Source organism: Catellatospora aurea (genome assembly GCF_042663325.1).
In the GTDB taxonomy this organism is placed as follows: Bacteria; Actinomycetota; Actinomycetes; order Mycobacteriales; family Micromonosporaceae; genus Catellatospora; species Catellatospora aurea.
Window position 1 is genome coordinate 1 of the sequence record NZ_JBHTAC010000042.1, and the last position, 17,289, is coordinate 17,289.

The 17,289-nt window shown below is 73.2% G+C and carries 15 protein-coding genes; 10 read left to right on the forward strand and 5 right to left on the reverse strand.

Going from position 1 to position 17,289, the window contains the following annotated elements; genetic code table 11:
• The first annotated feature begins 109 nt into the window (after positions 1 to 109).
• The 3 genes from ACFQO7_RS29370 (at position 110) to ACFQO7_RS29380 (ending at position 2,354) form a co-directional block, all read left to right on the forward strand.
• Positions 110 to 1,255, forward strand: coding sequence for a hypothetical protein (locus ACFQO7_RS29370; protein ID WP_376809406.1), 1,146 nt, complete (start codon positions 110 to 112; stop codon positions 1,253 to 1,255).
• Positions 1,252 to 1,902: a hypothetical protein gene (locus ACFQO7_RS29375; RefSeq protein ID WP_376809407.1), complete on the forward strand. Its 651-nt coding sequence runs from the start codon at positions 1,252 to 1,254 to the stop codon at positions 1,900 to 1,902. The genes ACFQO7_RS29370 and ACFQO7_RS29375 overlap by 4 nt, the downstream gene beginning before the upstream one ends.
• Before the next feature lie 71 nt (positions 1,903 to 1,973).
• Positions 1,974 to 2,354, forward strand: a complete 381-nt coding sequence (locus ACFQO7_RS29380) for a RidA family protein (protein ID WP_376809408.1) — start codon at positions 1,974 to 1,976, stop codon at positions 2,352 to 2,354.
• Between the two features lie 13 nt (positions 2,355 to 2,367).
• Here the strand turns inward: ACFQO7_RS29380 and ACFQO7_RS29385 are convergent, their stop codons facing one another.
• Together ACFQO7_RS29385 and ACFQO7_RS29390 are read right to left on the reverse strand one after the other, a co-directional pair.
• Entirely contained in the window at positions 2,368 to 3,738 is a 1,371-nt protein-coding gene (locus ACFQO7_RS29385; protein WP_376809409.1) for an FAD-binding oxidoreductase, read from the reverse strand.
• A 130-nt stretch (positions 3,739 to 3,868) separates the two neighbouring features.
• Positions 3,869 to 4,576 carry an SMI1/KNR4 family protein gene (locus tag ACFQO7_RS29390; RefSeq protein WP_376809410.1) on the reverse strand — a complete coding sequence of 236 codons (708 nt, stop codon included), beginning with the start codon at positions 4,574 to 4,576 and terminating at the stop codon, positions 3,869 to 3,871.
• A gap of 80 nt (positions 4,577 to 4,656) precedes the next feature.
• Between ACFQO7_RS29390 and ACFQO7_RS29395 the strand changes: the two genes are divergently transcribed.
• The 3 genes from ACFQO7_RS29395 (at position 4,657) to ACFQO7_RS29405 (ending at position 7,873) form a co-directional block, all read left to right on the forward strand.
• Positions 4,657 to 5,556 (forward strand): LLM class flavin-dependent oxidoreductase, encoded by a 900-nt coding sequence (locus ACFQO7_RS29395; protein ID WP_376809411.1) that lies wholly within the window; start codon positions 4,657 to 4,659, stop codon positions 5,554 to 5,556.
• 151 nt (positions 5,557 to 5,707) lie between these two features.
• Positions 5,708 to 6,091, forward strand: coding sequence for a hypothetical protein (locus ACFQO7_RS29400; RefSeq protein WP_376809412.1), 384 nt, complete (start codon positions 5,708 to 5,710; stop codon positions 6,089 to 6,091).
• A 45-nt stretch (positions 6,092 to 6,136) separates the two neighbouring features.
• Positions 6,137 to 7,873 carry an FUSC family protein gene (locus ACFQO7_RS29405; protein WP_376809413.1) on the forward strand — a complete coding sequence of 579 codons (1,737 nt, stop codon included), beginning with the start codon at positions 6,137 to 6,139 and terminating at the stop codon, positions 7,871 to 7,873.
• A gap of 7 nt (positions 7,874 to 7,880) precedes the next feature.
• Here ACFQO7_RS29405 and ACFQO7_RS29410 read toward each other — a convergent pair whose 3' ends face one another.
• Both ACFQO7_RS29410 and ACFQO7_RS29415 read right to left on the reverse strand, forming a co-directional pair.
• Complete coding sequence (locus ACFQO7_RS29410; RefSeq protein ID WP_376809414.1) at positions 7,881 to 8,861, reverse strand: TolB family protein; 981 nt, start codon at positions 8,859 to 8,861, stop codon at positions 7,881 to 7,883.
• The gene (locus tag ACFQO7_RS29415; RefSeq protein WP_465252390.1) at positions 8,858 to 10,195 is read right to left on the reverse strand and encodes an MFS transporter; all 1,338 of its coding nucleotides are present in this window, start codon (positions 10,193 to 10,195) and stop codon (positions 8,858 to 8,860) included. The genes ACFQO7_RS29410 and ACFQO7_RS29415 overlap by 4 nt, the downstream gene beginning before the upstream one ends.
• Before the next feature lie 309 nt (positions 10,196 to 10,504).
• Here ACFQO7_RS29415 and ACFQO7_RS29420 point away from each other — a divergent pair, with 309 nt between their 5' ends.
• Positions 10,505 to 11,905 carry a CBM96 family carbohydrate-binding protein gene (locus ACFQO7_RS29420; RefSeq protein ID WP_376809415.1) on the forward strand — a complete coding sequence of 467 codons (1,401 nt, stop codon included), beginning with the start codon at positions 10,505 to 10,507 and terminating at the stop codon, positions 11,903 to 11,905.
• 687 nt (positions 11,906 to 12,592) lie between these two features.
• Positions 12,593 to 14,488, forward strand: a complete 1,896-nt coding sequence (locus ACFQO7_RS29425) for a glycoside hydrolase family 3 protein (protein WP_376809416.1) — start codon at positions 12,593 to 12,595, stop codon at positions 14,486 to 14,488.
• A gap of 36 nt (positions 14,489 to 14,524) precedes the next feature.
• Here ACFQO7_RS29425 and ACFQO7_RS29430 read toward each other — a convergent pair whose 3' ends face one another.
• Complete coding sequence (locus ACFQO7_RS29430; protein ID WP_376809417.1) at positions 14,525 to 15,622, reverse strand: AI-2E family transporter; 1,098 nt, start codon at positions 15,620 to 15,622, stop codon at positions 14,525 to 14,527.
• A gap of 113 nt (positions 15,623 to 15,735) precedes the next feature.
• Between ACFQO7_RS29430 and ACFQO7_RS29435 the strand changes: the two genes are divergently transcribed.
• Positions 15,736 to 16,695: a DUF1152 domain-containing protein gene (locus tag ACFQO7_RS29435; RefSeq protein ID WP_376809418.1), complete on the forward strand. Its 960-nt coding sequence runs from the start codon at positions 15,736 to 15,738 to the stop codon at positions 16,693 to 16,695.
• Between the two features lie 68 nt (positions 16,696 to 16,763).
• Positions 16,764 to 17,174: a VOC family protein gene (locus tag ACFQO7_RS29440; RefSeq protein ID WP_376809419.1), complete on the forward strand. Its 411-nt coding sequence runs from the start codon at positions 16,764 to 16,766 to the stop codon at positions 17,172 to 17,174.
• Positions 17,175 to 17,289 lie beyond the last annotated feature (115 nt).

The following is a 17,289-nucleotide window of genomic DNA, read 5'->3' on the forward strand; positions in this document are numbered from 1 at the left end:
GGACCCGCCCTGCCCCGGGCGCGTCCGGCACGGCGGCCGCCTGCCACCACACGCCGCGCTGTCGGTCGGGGGACAGCACGGGGACCGTCCGCATGGGACCCTGGTCGCGATGCGTACGCTCGTGCTGCTCAGAGTCGCGCTGCCCCTGCTCGCCGTGGCGGCGTCGGTCGTCGTGGCGTCCCCCGCGCAGGCCGGCATCGGCGCGGTGGCGGTGCGCAGCCGCACCGTCGAGTTCGGCCCGGATGTCGCGTCACAGCAGGCGACGATGCTCTGCGGGCCGGGAGAGCAGCTGGTCAGTGGTGGTTTCGCGGGCGGTGACCCGCTGCTGCGGGTGATCGCCAGCCACCCGTCGGACGGCCAGGGCACCCTGGTCGGCGACGGCTCGGCACCGCGGGCGTGGACCGTCGGCGTCGTCAACAGCGGCCAGACCGTCCGTACGCTGGAGGTCTTCTCCGTCTGCCTGAGCGGCGGCGACAGCACCGCCGGGGTGTACGCGGGAGCCCGGTCGGACCCGTCGGACCCGTCCGTCGAGGCGGTCTGCCCGCAGGGCATGGTGCGTACCGGCGGGGGCTACTGGTCGGTCTGGTACCCGAGGCTCGGCGCGGCCAGGGTCGACGGCAGCCACCCGGCTGGTGCGCGGGGCTGGGCCCTCGACCTCACCGTGCCCGCGAACCTGCCCGCCCGCTCCTCGGTCACGGCCCTCGTGGTCTGCCACACCGGCCCGGTGACCGCCGTCGCCGCCGCAGCCGTCGTGTCCGACCTGCGGTCGGCGTCGCCGTCGTGTGCCGTCGGCGCGGCCGCGAACGTCTGCGTGGTGCCACGTTCCGGGGATGCGACCGCGGAATGCCCCGCCGGTGCGATCCTCACTGGCGGCGGCTACCGGATCGTGTCCGGGGGCCCGCTGACCGGGCAGGTCGTCATCATGGACGGGCCGGTGGGGGCTGAGGCCTGGAGCGTGCGCCTGAGCGGGACCACGCCGCAGGACGCCCCAGTGCGGATGAGCGTGGAGGCGGTCTGCCTCGGCAACGTCGTCCAGCCGAGCGAGCCGGTCAGCGACCTGATCCCGGACACCGGGGCGAAACGGAACAAGGCACTCGCGCTCGGTGCCGGGCTGCTCGCGTTGCTGCTGTTCATCCTGCTGGTGGTGCTGCGCCGGGTGAGCCGCCGATCCGCGCCGCCCCCGCCGCTGATCGAGGTCGTGGTCCGCACGGCCCGGTTCCGCTACCGCGACGACGCCTGCCGGGAGGACGTGTGACCACCGTCCGGGAGATCGTCTTCGGAGAGTTCATCCCCGGCAGGCCCGGCGAGGCCGCCGGGGAACTGGAAGCGGCCGCGGAACGCCTGGCCGGGGTGGGCGTGGTGACCGACCAGCCGCAGGCCCCTGCGGCCGCGCTGGCGCGCGCGGTGCTGACCAAGGTCGCCGAGCTGCTCGACGTCGAGGTGTCCGAGCTGTTCGTCGGCGCGTGGCGGACCAGGTCGGCGCTACTGACCGCCGCCCGCGAGACCGCCGCGTCACCTGGCCTGCGGCGGGAGGTGAGCATCCGCAGCTTCACCATGCCCTGGGAGTACGAGGCCGAAGTGGACGTCGTCGTCAGCGGCTCCGTCGTCACGACCCTGACCGCGGTGGTGACGCTGCAGCTCACCGTCACCGCGCTGGCGGCCGTCGTCGAATCGGGTCGGCTCACGGCGCTCACCGCGGGCGACACCACAGCCCGCGGCGAACTGCGGGTGCGCTGCTCCGCGCCGGCGGCCGAGCACACCGTCGCCGAGCGTGAGCAGGCGGTCGACCTGCGGCGGGAGCTGCGGCTCGGGGGAGGCGGCGTGGCGCTGGTGGACGTGTCGCACGACGTTCCGGCGCAGCGTGGCACGCCTGTGTCGCCCGACCCGCCCGCCGTGGGCTGACGCACCCGCCGCAGGCGGCACTGCCATGATTGTCGGGCGTGCACGTCGATTCCCGACCCGGAGGCCATGCCATGCCGAAGAAGATCATCAAGGCGGACGGGGCGGCCCCGCCCGGCGGCCCGTACTCGCACGCCGTCGTGGCGGGCGACTTCGCGTTCCTGGCCGGGGCCTGCCCGGTGCTGCCGGACGGCACCTGGGTCAAGGGCGCGTTCGCCGAGCAGGCCCGGGCCGCGTTCGCCAATCTGGCCGAGGTGGCCCGCGCCTGCGGAGGCGACCTGAGCCGGGCGGTGCGCGTCGGGGTGTACCTGCGCGACTTCGCCGACTTCGCCGCCATGAACGAGATCTATGTGGAGTTCTTCGGTACCGAGAACCTGCCCGCGCGGACCACCCTGCCGGTGGCGCTCAACGGGTTCGACATCGAACTCGACGCGGTGATCTACCTCGGCGACTGACCCCGGCCGCGGGTCACGGGCGGATGTTCTGGTTGAGGTGGAACAGGTTGTCTGGGTCGTAGGCCCGCTTGACCTCGACGAGCCGGTCGTAGTTACTGCGGTAGTTGGCCCGGATCCGGTCCTGGTCGTCACCCGCCATGAAGTTGATGTAACCGCCTTCCTCGGACAAGGGCGCGGTGGCCGCGTAGTAGTCGCGGACCCAGGCGGTGTTGGCGTCGTTGTGGGCCGGGTCGGGCCACATCCCGGCGATCACCACGGCGAAGTTCGCGTCGCGGTACGCGAAGGCGGTCGCGTCGGGGGCGACCCGGTGGCAGGCGCCGTTGATCGGGTAGATGTGCACCGTCGAGTTCACGACGGGCACCTTCGGCCCGTGGGTGACGTGCGCGTCGATCGCCTCGTCGGTCAGCTCCTTGACGAAGCTGGCCTTCCAGTAGTGCTGCAGCCCCGGCGGCACGAGGCCGTCGAACGCGCTGTTCAGGGCCGCGTACGGCATCGGGCCGACCATCTCGGCGACCGGCGGCGCGACCGCGCGGATCCGGTCGATGATGCGCTCACCGTCGGCCGTGGACCCCGTCCAGCAGTTCACCATCGCGATGAACGGCTCGCCGTGCCGGTCGGCCGGGATGAACGGCAGCGGCGGCGCGATCTGGAACGCGGGGAAGCCGCCGTACTGCTCGGGCGCGTCGGCGATGAACTCGCGGAAGAACGCCAGCAGGTCGCGGGTGGCGGACAGCTCGAAGAACATCGGGCCGCCGTAGATCTCGCCGACCGGGCTCAGCGCGAACTCGAACGAGGTCACCGCGCCGAAGTTGCCGCCGCCGCCGCGCAGCGCCCAGAACAGGTCCTCGTGCTCCTTCTCGCTGGCCAGCACCGCCCGCCCGTCGGCGGTGACGACCTCGGCGGACAGCAGGTTGTCGCAGGACAGGCCCAGGCCGCGGGCGAGGTAGCCGATGCCGCCGCCGAGGGTGAGCCCGCCGACGCCGGTGGTGGAGATGATGCCGCCGGTCGAGGCCAGGCCGTGCGCGCCCGTCGCGGCGTTGTAGTCGCCCCAGGTCGCGCCGCCGCCCACGTGGGCGGTGCGGGCGTGCGGGTCCACGGTGACGGTCCGCATGCCGGACAGGTCCGCCACGATGCCGTCGTCGACGGTGCCGAAGCCGGGCACGCTGTGCCCGCCGCCGCGTACCGCCAGATCCAGGCCGTTGTCGCGGGCGAAGTCGACCACCGCCTGCACGTCGGCGGTGCTCGCGCAGCGCACCACCGCGCGCGGCCGCCGGTCGAACATGGCGTTGTGCACGGTGCGGGCCTCGTCGTAGCCCTCGTCACCGGGCGTGATCACCTGCCCGGAGATCCGTGCTCGCAGCTGCTCCAGCGTCGATGCGGCCATCTCGGTGCCCCCCGTCGGAGTCGCGGTGGGCCGCAAGGAGCTCAGCCTGGGCAGGTGGCCGGTCGCGGCCCTCTGTCCACGCTAGCGGCCCGGCCTGCTTGATCACGCCGGAACGGGGCAGTCGGCGTTATCAGGGTTCGTCGCGCCGGGGTGCCTCATCCGGGCTCAGGTTCCACCGGGGCCGGGGGTCGCGGCCGGGGGCGGGACGGCGCGGCGCGGCCGTGGGAGGAATGCGCACCGCGGACCGTTTGCGCAGGTTGGCGGCGATCTCCGGTGGACCGGTGGGCGTGGGGTCGGCCGGCGGTGAGCGGCGCGGCGGCCGCACGGGCAGCCGGACGGGGCGGGGCCGGCATACCCACGGCTGTTCGATCTCGCGGGCCTCGCCGCCGTCATGGGTCTCGGCGAGCCAGTCGGCGAGGGTCAGCCCCTGCGGCGCGAGCGCGTGTTCGGTGCAGCAGCCGCCCGGGTCCCAGCCCCACATCGGCCCGGCCGGGTCGCGGAACTCGAGCAGCCACCAGATCGCGCAGCCCACCTCGTACACCGGCACCAGGCCTCGCGGGTGGCCGGGTGCCGAGCTGAAGTCCCCGTAGAGGTCGACGATGTCTCCGCCGTCGTCCGACCAGGCGTTCTCGCCCACACCGAGGACGCCGTCGCGGGGTCCGAAGCCGCCGTTGGCGACCTCCAGGTAGATCCGGCGCAGCAGCGGTGGCAGCGGGAAGCCGATCAGGTGCTCGGCCTCGGCGATCGCTCCCGGGGTGGCGAGTTCGACCGGGCCGCGCCAGGCGGGGGCAGCGGCCACGCGGGCACGGAGCACGTCGAGCAGTTCGTCCTCGGTCACGCCGAGCATCATGGCGTATCGGCGGCGTGCCTGACCGGCTCGTCTGGTCTGGCGGCCGCCACTGCGCCATCATGATCGGCGTGACCGAGGTGAACGCACGACCTGAGACCAGAGTGGGTGCGGTGTTCGTGCCGCAGTTGCCGCCGGAGCGGCTGCGGTCGGTGGCGCAGGCCGCCGACCAGGCCGGGCTCGACGAGCTGTGGCTGTGGGAGGACTGCTTCCTGGAGAGCGGCATCACGTCGGTGGCGGCGGCGCTGGCCTGGACCGACCGGCTCACCGTCGCGGTCGGGCTGCTGCCCGTGCCGCTGCGCAACGTCGCGATCACGGCGATGGAGCTGGCGACCCTGCACCGGCTGTTCCCGGGCCGGGCCCGGGTCGGGGTCGGCCACGGGGTGCAGGACTGGATGGGCCAGGTCGGCGCGCGGGCCGAGTCGCCGATGGCGCTGCTGCGCGAGCACCTGACCGCGCTGCGGGCGCTGCTGTCCGGCGAGCGGGTCACCACCCAGGGCCGCTACGTGCGGCTGGACGGCGTGGCGCTGGACTGGCCGCCGCCGCAGCGCCCCGAGCTGCTGTCCGGCGCGACCGGTGACCGTACGCTGCGGCTGTCCGGCGAGCTCGCCGACGGCACGATCCTGACCGGCGGCACCACCGTCGCGCAGGTGCGCCGGGCGCGCGGGCTGATCGACGAGGGCCGGGCCAGGGCCGGGCGCACGGACTACCACCGGGTCGTGGTCTACCTGCACGCGGCGACCGGCCGGGACGCGTCGGCGCGGATGGAGGCCGAGCGGGTCCGCTGGGGCTACGACACCATGGACGGGCACGGCGTGGCCGGGAGCGCGGAGCAGGTCGCCGAGGCGGTGCGGGCCTGGGCCGCGGCCGGGGCGGACACCGTGGTGCTGCAGCCCACCCCCGACGACCCCGACCCGGAGGGTTTCCTGGCCTTCGCCGCGCGGGAGGTGGCCCCGCTGGCCCGGAGCTGACCGGGCTCGGGCGGAATTGGTGGTTTCGCTGGCCACCGACTCGTGCGGAACCGGCCGCGCCGCCGCCCGATCCGGGAGACGCTGATGGCGTGAACGAGCACAGCGCGGCGGCCGGTCGGCCGCCCCGCCGCGCGGGTTGCGGGGCGGCCGGGTGAGCTGGTGGCGCACGCTGTGGTCGCCGACGGCCGCGGTGCGCGGGCTGCGGGCCGCCGTGCTGGTGCCCGCGCTGTTCGCGTTCTCCCTGCTGGTGATCAAGTCGCCGCAGGTGGCGACGTTCACGGCGTTCGGCGGGTTCGCGAGCCTGGTGCTGGCGTCGTTCGGCGGCACCCGCCGGGACCGGGCCGTGGCGCACACCATGCTCACCGCCGTGGGCGCGGTGTTGATCGTGATCGGAACGCTGGTCAGCCATTCGGTGGTGGCCGCCGCCGTCGTCGCCGCCGTGGCCGCGTTCACCTCGTACTTCGCCGCCGTGATCGGGCCCAACGACGCCTCCGGCGCGGCCGCGGCGATGCTGCCGTACATGCTGGCGGCGTAGGCGGCCGCGCCGCCGGACGTCATCGGCGACCGGGTCGCCGGGTGGGTGCTCGCGACCGGGGTCGGCGGCCTGGCGGTGGTGCTGATGGCGCCCCGTTCGGCGGGCGCGGAGCTGCGCCAGGCCACCGCGACCCTGGCCGTCGGGCTGGCCGACCTGCTGGAGGCGGGGGCGCTGCGGGCCGCGCTGCCGGAGCTGCGGGCCGGCGTCGCCGACGCCACGCACCGGATGATGGCGCTGTTCGTGTCGGCCCCGTACCGGCCGAGCGGGCTGGTCATCGCCGACCAGGCCATGGCGGGCGCGGTCAACCAGCTGGAATGGTGCAAGGGCCTGGTCAGTGACGGCATCGACCGGGTCGGCGACCTGCGCGACGCGCCGCCGACGCAGCGGGCCCCGCTGGAGGCGTCGGCGCAGGTGCTGCGCCAGGCCGCCGCGGTGCTGAGCGGCGAGCAGGTCGATCCGGACCTCAAAGGGCTGGAGCAGACGTGCGCCGACAGCGTGGCCCGGCTGACCGGCCCGGGGCAGCCGGACGCGGACGCGATGGAGCTGGTCGTCGCGTTCTACGGGCAGACCACGGCCAACTGCGTACGCGCGTTCGCCACCGACGTGCTCATCGCCACCCGGGGAGCCGATCCGCTGACCGTCGGTGGCAGCGTGCGGCGTTGGTACGGCCTGGCCCGGCCGGACCGGCCGCCGCTGCGCCGGCTGGTCACCCTGGCCGGTGTCGCCGGGATCGTGCTGCGCAACGCGAGCCTGCGCTCGGTGTGGTTCGTCAACGCGCTGCGCGGCGCGCTGGCGCTGTCCGCGGCGGTCGTGATCGTGCAGCTCAGCGGGGTGCGCAGCGGGTTCTGGGTGCTGCTGGGGGCACTGTCGGTGCTGCGTACCAGCGCGGCGTCGACGGGCACGCAGGCGGTCAAGGCCATCGTCGGCACGGCCGCCGGGGTCGCGGCCGGCGCGGCGCTGCTGCCGCTGCTGGGCCCGTCACCCTGGGCGAGCTGGGGCGCGCTGGCGGTCGCCGTGTTCGTGGTGGCGTACGGGCCGGGCAAGCTCCCCGACATCGCGAGCCAGGCGGCGTTCACCGTGGTGATCCTGGTGCTCTACAACATCCTCGCGCCGACCGGCTGGACGCTGGGCCTGGTGCGGCTGCAGGACGTCGCGATCGGCTGCCTGGTCAGCCTCGTCGCCGGGCTGCTCGTCTGGCCGCGCGGGGCCGGCGACCTGGTGCGCGACGACGTCGCCGAGATGTTCCGGGAGGGCGGGGCGCACCTGACCGAGGCGGTGGCGTGGGCGCTGGGCCGGCGTACGCAGCCGCCCACCCTGGCGGTCCGGGCCGCCGCGACGGCGTTCCGGCTGGAGGACGCGCTGCGCGGCTACCTGGCCGAACCCGGGTCGAAGCGGATGGACCGGGCGGGCCTGTGGCGGCTGGTCATCTCCGGGGTGCGGCTGCGCCAGACCGCCAACGCGCTCGACGACCTGACCCCGCGCGACGCCTCCCCGGACCCGCGCTGCGACGCGCTGCTGCGCCACGCCGACGCGCTCGCCGGCTTCTACGCCAGCCTCGCCGACCAGGTCGGCGAGCCGTCGGGGCCGATGCCGCCGCCGCTGGCCCCGCCGAGCCCGCCCGACGACGAGGTGCTCGGGACGGGCGGCGGCGGCACGCCGCTGCACCGCCTGCGCCGCCGCTGGGTCGGCGAGCACCTGCGCCACCTGGAACTGCACCTGGCCGACCTGGTCGCGCCCGCGGCCGTACTCGCCGACCAGCGCCGCCGCCGCTGGTGGCGCTGACCCCGGGTCAGCCGAGCGCGGCGGGGGACTCGGCCTCGTCGAGCAGCAGGGCCGGTTTGCCGCTGCCGTCGGCGGGCACGGACCAGATCGACGGGGTGCCGTCGGGGCCGCGCAGGGTGTACGCCACCGTGCCGTCGTCGAGCCACGCCGGCTGGTCGTCGACGCTGTTCGGCTCGGCCAGGTTGGTCACCGCCAGGGTGGCCAGGTCCAGCACGGACAGCCGCCAGCCGCGCTGCGGGTCGCCGCCGACCGCCTGCTTGAACGCGATCCGCGTGCCGTCGGGCGACAGCGACGGGCACTCCACGTTCTCGGTGACCGTGCGCAGGGTCCGTGCCGCGAAGTCGCCGCGGACCAGGTAGCGCTTGCCGCCGGTGGCCATGGTGGCGTAGAAGGCGTTGTCGTCGGCGGTGAAGGTGACGCCCCAGAAATTGACGTCCACGTTGCGGTACGGCTTGCCGTCGCGGGTGACCGCGAACTCCTCCAGCGTCGTGGCCAGCGCGCCGGTCCGGGTGTCCAGGATGCCGGTGCGGGTGGAGAAGCCGCCGGTGCTGTAGGAGTCGCCGCCGACGAAGGTCGTCCAGACGACCATCCGGCCGCTGGCCGAGACCCGGGCGCGGTTGGGCAGCCCGGGCACCGCGAAGGAGCGGGTCGCCCGCAGCTCGCGGTCGAGCACCACGAGCTGGTACGACCAGGCCGTCTCGGGCTGGATGCACACGCCGGTGCCCGCGGCGGCGTAGACGCGCACACATTCCATGCCGGACACCTGCCGGGGTCCGGACGGGTCATCTCGGGACACGGTGGTCGCGTGCCGGTCGCTGACGACCAGCAGCCGCGGGCCGGGGTCGAGGGTGACGGCGGCGGCGGGCACGGGCGATGCGGTGGTGGCCCTGTTCCTGGCCAGCTGGACGTAGCCGATCCCGACCGCGGCCAGTGCCACGGTGACCGACGCGGCGACGATGACCTTGGTGCGCGTGCTGAGCTCGCTCATCGGGCGGCCTCCTGCTCTTGCCGGGTGTGCACGGCCGTCGACGCGTCCAGGGCGGCCTCGCCCCGGGCCCCGCCGCGGGGCACGAGCAGCAGCAGCGTGGCGGCCACGGCGAGCACCACGGCCAGCGCCGCGACGCGGGACGCGGTGGCGGGTCCCCAGGTCTGCCAGGCGAGTCCGAACAGGACCGAGGAGAGCAGGTACGCCAGGGCCTGGCCGGTCTGGATCAGGGCGATGCCGGTGGTGCGCAGGCGGTCCGGCAGCACCGGCCCGGCCAGCGCCATCAGGATGCCGTCGGTCGCGGCGTAGAACAGGCCGTACAGGGCGAGCGTCAGCACCAGCAGCGGCGTGCCGCCCAGCGGTCCGAACAGCAGCAGGTACGCCGCCGTCAGCGCGACGTAGCCGCCGAGCATCACCGGCAGCCGGCCGACCCGGTCGGCGAGCACGCCCAGCGGCGCGGCCAGCAGCAGGTAGCCCAGGCTCGTCCCGGCGGCCAGCAGCGGGAACCAGACGGTGCTCAGCTCCTCGCGGCGCTGCAGCAGCAGGTAGACGAAACCGTCGCCGATGGTGGCCAGGCCGAGCAGGCAGGCGGCGAGCACGAGCCGCCGCACCGGGGCGTCGCGCAGCAGCGACGCGGCCTCGCGCACCGACACCTTCGCCGTGGCGGGCACGGCCTCGCGGCGGTCGCGGACGAACAGCACCAGCACCATCACACCCAGCGCCGCGACGCAGAAGCTGACCACGAACACGGCGTCGAACGAGTTCGCGGCCAGCGCCAGCACGCCGAGGGCGACCAGCGGGCCGAGGAACGCCCCGACGCTGTCCATCGCGCGGTGCACGCCGAACGCCCGGCCCAGCGCCTCCGGCGGCGTGGACAGCGTGATCATCGCGTCGCGGGGCGCGGCGCGCAGACCCTTGCCGGTGCGGTCGGCGGCGATGACCAGCCCGATCGCGGGGACCGACCGTCCCGCGGCCAGCAGCGCGAGCTTGGCCACCGCGGACAGGCCGTAGCCGAGGGTCGCGACGGCCTTGCGGCGGCGGGTGCGGTCGGCGACGTACCCGCCGACCAGGCGCAGCAGCGCGGTCGCTCCGGTGTAGATCCCGTCGATCATGCCGTACGCCAGCGGGCTCAGTTGCAGGCCCAGCACCAGGTACAGCGGCAGGACCGCGGTGACCATCTCGGACGAGACGTCGGTGATCAGGCTGACCGTGCCCAGGGCGAACACGTTCGCGCCGACCTTGGCGAAGCGGCGTCTGCCGGATCTGTCCGCCGGGGGTGTGGCGGCCGGACTGGTGACGGTGGACAGGTACACGCGGTTGCGCTCCTCCCGCGGCATGGCGTCCGCGACGACGGTGCAGATGGGACCGACCCGGACCGTCCGGCGGGCACCGTCTTCGCGGCACGCCGCAGGCACCCCGCGTCGGGCACATCCTGAGCCGCCCGCGGTACGCAGGGCCCTCGCGCACGCCACCAGCGGGCGTGCTTCCGATGAACAGACGGTGTCACAGCGGCCGGTCGGCTGTGGACGCTCATCCGACTCACCCACGCTGTTCACCCGAACGTGTGCCGGCCGTTCCCGGGCGTCCCTACATTCCTCGCACGGCAGCGCCGATCGCGCGGCCGTACACCCCGAGAAGGGCTAGTCATGGGAATCCGCAAGGGCCGCGTGGCCGTGACGGCGGGCACGGCGTTCGTGCTGACCGCCGCCACGGTCGCGACGGTGCTGACGGTGTCGGCGCAGACCGCCGCCGCCGCGACGTCCACGTTCACCCCGGTGGCCGACACGTACGTGCAGGCCGACACGGCGTCGACCAACTACGGCACCGCCGTCCAGATCACCGTCGACAGCTCGCCGCAGCGCCAGATGTTCCTGCGTTTCACGGTCAGCGGCGTCAGCGGCACCGTGACCAGCGCGAAGCTGCGGCTGCGCCACATCAGCGGCAACGACGGCAGCGCCGCCGGCGGCACGTTCAAGGCGATGTCGAACACGTCGTGGTCGGAGACCGGCACGACGTGGAACAACAAGCCCGCCCTTGACGGCGCGACGCTGGGCACCCTCGGCTCGGTCGTCGCCAACGGCTGGTACGAGGTCGACGTGACCTCGCTGGTCACCGGCAACGGCACCTTCAGCATCGGCGCCAGCTCCACCAACAGCGACGGCGCGTACTACGACACCCGCGAGACCGGCGCGGACTCGCCGCAGCTCGTCGTCACCACCGGCACCACCCCGTCGCCGAGCCCGTCCACGCCGCCGCCGTCGGGTGACCCGGTGCTGGTCGGCGCGGGCGACATCGCCGACTCCGGCTCGGGCGACACCGCCACCGCGGCGCTGCTCGACGGGATCTCCGGCACGGTCTTCACCACCGGCGACAACGTCTACACCAACGGCACCGCGTCGGAGTTCAGCAGCTACTACAACCCGACCTGGGGCCGCCACAAGGCCCGCACCCGCCCCGCGCCAGGCAACCACGACTACAACACCTCGGGCGCGAGCGGTTACTACAACTACTTCGGCTCGGTGGCCGGCCCGTCGGGACAGGGTTACTACTCCTACGACCTGGGCAACTGGCACGTCGTCTCGCTGAACTCCAACATCAGCATGTCGGCGGGCTCGGCCCAGGAGACCTGGCTGCGCAACGACCTGGCCGCCAGCAGCAAGCCGTGCACGATCGCGTACTGGCACCACCCGCTGTTCACCTCCGGGGCCAACCACGCCCCGTCCACCTCGACCCGGCCGCTCTACCAGGCGCTGTACGACTACAACGCCGACGTCGTCGTCTGGGGCCACAACCACCAGTACGAGCGCTTCGCCCCGATGAACGCCAGCGGCACCGCCGACAGCTCGCGCGGCATCCGCTCGTTCGTCGCCGGCATGGGCGGCGCGGGCTTCTACGGCTTCGGCACCATCCAGCCCAACAGCCAGGCCCGCAACAGCGACACCTGGGGCGTGCTGAAGTTCACCCTGCACGCCAACAGCTACGACTGGCAGTTCGTGCCGCAGGCGGGCAAGACCTACAACGACTCCGGCACCGGCACCTGCCACTGAAAGTGAAAGGAAGGGCACCTTTCACATCGCTCCGCGTTGTGAAAGGTGCCCTTCCTTTCATTTAGGGAGCGGGCATGGGGACGAGCTCGCGCGGGCCGCAGCTCGCGCGAGCTCGTCGGTCAGGTGCTGTGGTGCGGTGTCACCGGGAATGCCCCGTGTTCCCGGTGTTCGGGTCGCGCCGGTTCAGAGCCGCTGGAGGTGGCAAAGGTGCGCGGCCGGGGTGGCCTCAAGGGCTGTCGCGGCGGCGTCGGGGCACCACTGCTCGGCCTGGTGGTTGACCTGGTGCCCCCGCGGCGCCAGGTGTTCCGCGTGCGATGCGCTGAGCGCGCGAGGGTGGCCTTCGCCACCGGCGGGGGCGCGCGACGGTGCGACGCCTCCCGGGCCGGCCTGGAAGGCCGGTGGATGGTGTTTGGTCATACTGCGAACGCTAGGACCACCGCACAAGTGTGTCGATGCGTTTTCGTCGGACCGGGGAGCCTCCGCGGCGGCCTGTCACCGCGCACTCCTCAACGGACCGAGGCGCGCCCACGCCTTGTTACATGGTCTGTTTCACCAGTGCGGCATTATGTTCCAGCAATCCATTGACACCGAAACGCGGGAAGTGTTGGCTGTCGGAGGCCGTCGACGCGATGAGGGGCACTCGCGCCGGCACGTCCACGCCACGCCGCGACCCCTCTGGAAGGCATCATGACCACGACCGTCACCGCCACCCCGGCGGCTGCGCCACCACCGCCGTCCCGCCGCCGCGGCCGCCTGATCGCCGCCGGCCTCGTGCTCGTGCTGGCGGCCGGAGCCGCCGGCTACTGGCTGACCCGCGACACCGACGACGGCGCGTTCGATCCCGACGCGCCCTATCTCGACGTGTCCGTGCCGATCGCCGACCGGGTCGACGACCTGCTCGGCAGGATGACCCTCGACGAGAAGATCGGCCAGATGACGCAGGCCGAGCGCCGCGAGGTGACCGGCGGCGACGTCACCGCGTACGCCCTGGGCTCGCTGCTGTCGGGCGGCGGCTCGGTGCCCAGCGACAACACGCCGCAAGGCTGGGCCGACATGTACGACGGTTTCCAGACCGAGGCGCTGGCCACCCGCCTGCGCATCCCGATGATCTACGGCGTGGACGCCGTGCACGGCCACAACAATGTGCACGGTGCGACGATCTTCCCGCACAACATCGGCCTGGGCGCCACCCGGGACCCGCAGCTGGTCCGCCGGATCGGCGAGGCGGTCGCGACCGAGGTCACCGCGACCGGCCTGGACTGGGACTTCGCCCCGTGCCTGTGCGTCGCCCGGGACGTCCGCTGGGGCCGCACGTACGAGTCGTTCGGCGAGGACCCCGAGATCGCCTCCTCGATGACCACCATCGTGACCGGACTGCAGGGCGAGCGGCTGGGCGGCCCGAACTCGGTGCTGGCCACCGCCAAGCACTACGTCGGCGACGGCGGCACCCTGGACGGCAAGGACCAGGGCGACGCGCGGATCCCCGAGGAGGAGCTGAGGAAAATCCACCTGCCGCCGTTCCAGGCCGCGGTCAAGGCCGGGGTCGGCTCGGTGATGGTCTCGTTCAGCTCGTTCAACGGCGAGAAGCTGCACGGCCACCGCTACCTGATCACCGAGGTGCTCAAGGGCGAGCTGGGCTTCACCGGGTTCGTGGTCTCCGACTGGAACGCCATAGACCAGCTCGACGGCGTACGCGACGCGTTCACCCCGGCGGAGGTCAGTACGGCGATCAACGCGGGCATCGACATGGTCATGGTGCCCGAGCGCTGGCGCGAGTTCATCGGCGTGCTGCGCGACGAGGTCGACGCGGGCAACGTGCCGATGGAGCGCATCGACGACGCCAACCGGCGCATCCTGACCAAGAAGTTCGAGCTGGGCATGTTCGAGCACCCGATGGCCGACCGCGCGCAGTTCGACAAGGTCGGTTCCGCGGCGCACCGGGAGCTGGCCCGCCAGGCGGTACGCCAGTCGCAGGTGCTGCTGAAGAACTCCGGGGTGCTGCCCCTGAAGCCCAAGACCGGCAAGGTGTTCGTCGCCGGGCGCAGCGCCGACGACATCGGCAACCAGTCCGGTGGCTGGACGCTGACCTGGCAGGGCAAATCCGGCCCGATCACCGACGGCACCACGATCCTGCAGGGCGTCAAGGAGGCCGTCGAGCCCGGCGGCGCCGTCACCTACAGCGCCGACGGCACCGGGATCGACAAGAGCTACGACGTGGCGATCGCGGTGATCGGCGAGACGCCGTACGCCGAGTACGAGGGCGACCGGCCCGACGGGGTCAAGCTGGACAAGGTGGACCTCGACACGCTGGCCACGCTGCGCAAGGCGGGCGTGCCCGTGGTCGTGGTGCTGGTCTCTGGGCGGCCCGTGGACGTCAGCGCCCAGCTGCCGCAGGTGCAGGGGCTGCTGGCCGCGTGGCTGCCGGGCACCGAGGGCGCGGGCGTCGCCGACGTGCTGTTCGGCGCGTACGCCCCGACCGGCAAGCTGCCGATGTCCTGGCCCGCGACGGCTGCCCAGGAACCCGTCAACACCGGCGACGAGAAGAAGCCGCTGTTCCCGTACGGCTTCGGCCTGACGTACTGACCCGTCCCGGCGATCTCGCGCGGGGCACGGCACGCCTCAGTCGGGCGTGTCGGCCACCAGCCGTGCGAGATCGCCGGGCCCGTCATCGCCGTCGGGACCCCCGTCCCCGGCCTCGACGGCCCCTCCGCCGTTTCGGCGGGAGCGCAGCAGTTCGGCGGTGTGCTGGATGATCGCGGCGGTGGGCGCGGCGAGCATGACGCCCAGGATGCCGGCGACCAGCCCGCCGACGACGGTCGCCAGCAGGATCGTCAGCGGGCGCATGCGCAGCGCGGCCCCGTACGCGAACGGCTGGAGCATGGTCTGCAGCGTGCCGTTGGCCAGGAACACCACCAGCGTCATGAGCAGCGCCGTCTGGACGCCGCCCGACGCGAGCGCGATGAGCACCGCGTACGCCCCGGCCACCCACGCGCCCAGGTAGGGCACGTAGTTGCCGAGCAGCGTGATGATCACGAGGGTGGCGATCAGGGGCACGCCCAGCAGCAGCGCGCCCAGCCCGACCACGGCCGCGTTGAACGCCCCGAGCAGCGTCAACCCGACCACGTACCCGCGGATGATCCGGCCGACCTGGTCCATCCACGGCCGACCCAGCGGGATGAACGGCTCGGCGGCCCGCGCCATCGCCGGCCCGTCCTTGAGCATGAAGAACGTGGTGAACAGGAACACGAACGTGCCGATGAAGACGCTGGCGGTGGTACCGGCCACGTTGCCCAGCGCGGGCAGGATCCCCGACAGCAGCGTCGAGCCGTGATCCGACAGCGAGTCGCGCGCCGACTCCGCGTTGGAGCCTGCCACGCCCAGTTTCGTGAGCAGTCCGTGCAGGTCCTGCACCGCCTTGCCCAGCGCGGTGCTCAACTCGGCCCACTGGCTGGCCAGCCCGGTCACCACCAGGAAGAACACGCCGACGCCGAGGGCGATCAGGAACAGGATCCCGAGCATGGCGCACAGCCCTCGGCGCAGGCCGCGCCGCGCCAGCGCCTCGACGGCCGGTGACAGCGCCAGCGAGACGATCAGGGCTCCGACCAGCGCGATGACCAGCGGCTTCAACAGGATGATCAGGAACACGAGGACAGCCGCGGCCAGGGCGATGCCGACGATCGCCCACGCCTTCGACCCGACTGTCCGGAGCGCGTCCACCTGAACCGCCTTAATCCCTTTGACCCGTTTTCATGTTAGATGACGGATGTCGCCGCTTCCGGGGAACGAATAAGCGCGTGCCCCGCTCGACACCGGGCACTACCGTCTCGGCCATGCCCGCCGTCTTCGAACCCCCGCTGTCGCAGCGCCTGCGCGACGCCAGGCACGTGCTCATCGCGGGCGCGGGCGGCGGCTTCGACGTGTACGCCGGGCTGCCCCTCGCGCTCGCCCTGCGCAACGCCGGCACCCGCGTCACCCTCGCCAGCTACGCCGTCAGCGAACTGGGCGCGCTCAGCCTGTCCTCCTGGGTGCGCACCGGCCTGGCCGCCGTGCGCCCCGACAGCGCCGGCAACGACCGCTACTTCCCCGAACGCACCCTCGCCCGCTGGCTCGCCGCCCAGGGCCACGAGCCCGTCGTGTACGCCTTCGAACGCACCGGCGTCCGTCCGCTGCGCTCGGCGTACCGCAAGCTCATCGAGCTGCTCGGCATCGACGCTATCGTGCTCGCCGACGGCGGCACCGACATCCTCATGCGCGGCGACGAGGCCGGCCTCGGCACCCCCGAGGAGGACATGACCAGCCTCGCCGCCGTCGCCGGGCTGCCGGTGCCGCGCAAACTCGTGGTCAGCCTCGGCTTCGGCATCGACTCCCACCACGGCGTCTGCCACGCCCACGTGCTGGAGAACCTCGCGGCCCTGCAGCGCGAGGGGGCGTTCCTCGGCGCGTTCTCCATCCCGCCGGGCAGCGCCGAGGCCGCCGCCTACTGCGACGCCGTCGCGCACGCCGCGGCCGCCACGCCGCTGTCCGCCAGCATCGTCAACACCCAGGTCGCCTCGGCGGTACGCGGCGACTTCGGCGACGTGCACACGCTGGCCCGCACCGAGGGCACCGAGCTGTTCGTCAACCCGCTGATGGCGATGTACTTCACCGTCGACCTCGACGGCCTGGCCCGGCATGTGCACTACCTGCCGAGCCTGGAGCACACCCGCACCCGCGCCGAGGTGGCGCTCGCCATCGAGGAGTACCGCGACGGCCTGGACCGCACCCGGGCCCGCCGCCCCATCCCGCACTGAGCCGTGTCTTGACCTCAAGCGCGCTCGAACAGGCAGGGTCGGCACACACCGACCGCACGGGAGCCGCCATGACCATCGACCCGAGGGCCCACCTGCGCCTGGCCCGCCCCAGCCGCGACCTCGCCGCCGCCGAACGTTTCTATGTCGACGGCCTCGGCCTGCACGTCCTCTACCGGGCGACCGGCGACGGACCCGGCGAGCACGACCTGCTGATGCTCGGCTGGCCCGACGCGTCCTGGCACCTGGAACTCGTAGCAGGGCACAACCTCGCAGCCCCACCTTCGCCCACCGACGAGGACCTTCTCGTGCTGTACCTGGCCGGACCCGTGGACGACGCGCTGGTCGGACGCCTGACCGAGGCCGGGGGCACCCGGGTGTCGCAGGGCGCCTACTGGAACCGCTGGGGCGTCACCGTCGCGGATCCCGACGGCTACCGGCTGGTCCTGAGCACTCGATTCTGGTCCAACTCGGCCGGCTGACGGGGGACATGATCGTTACCGGCGGCACAGCTCACATATGTCCGCCGAGTGACTTTGCTCTGCACCCAAAACCTTGCTCTGCACCCATCGGCGCAACAGACGTGCGGAGCTTGAC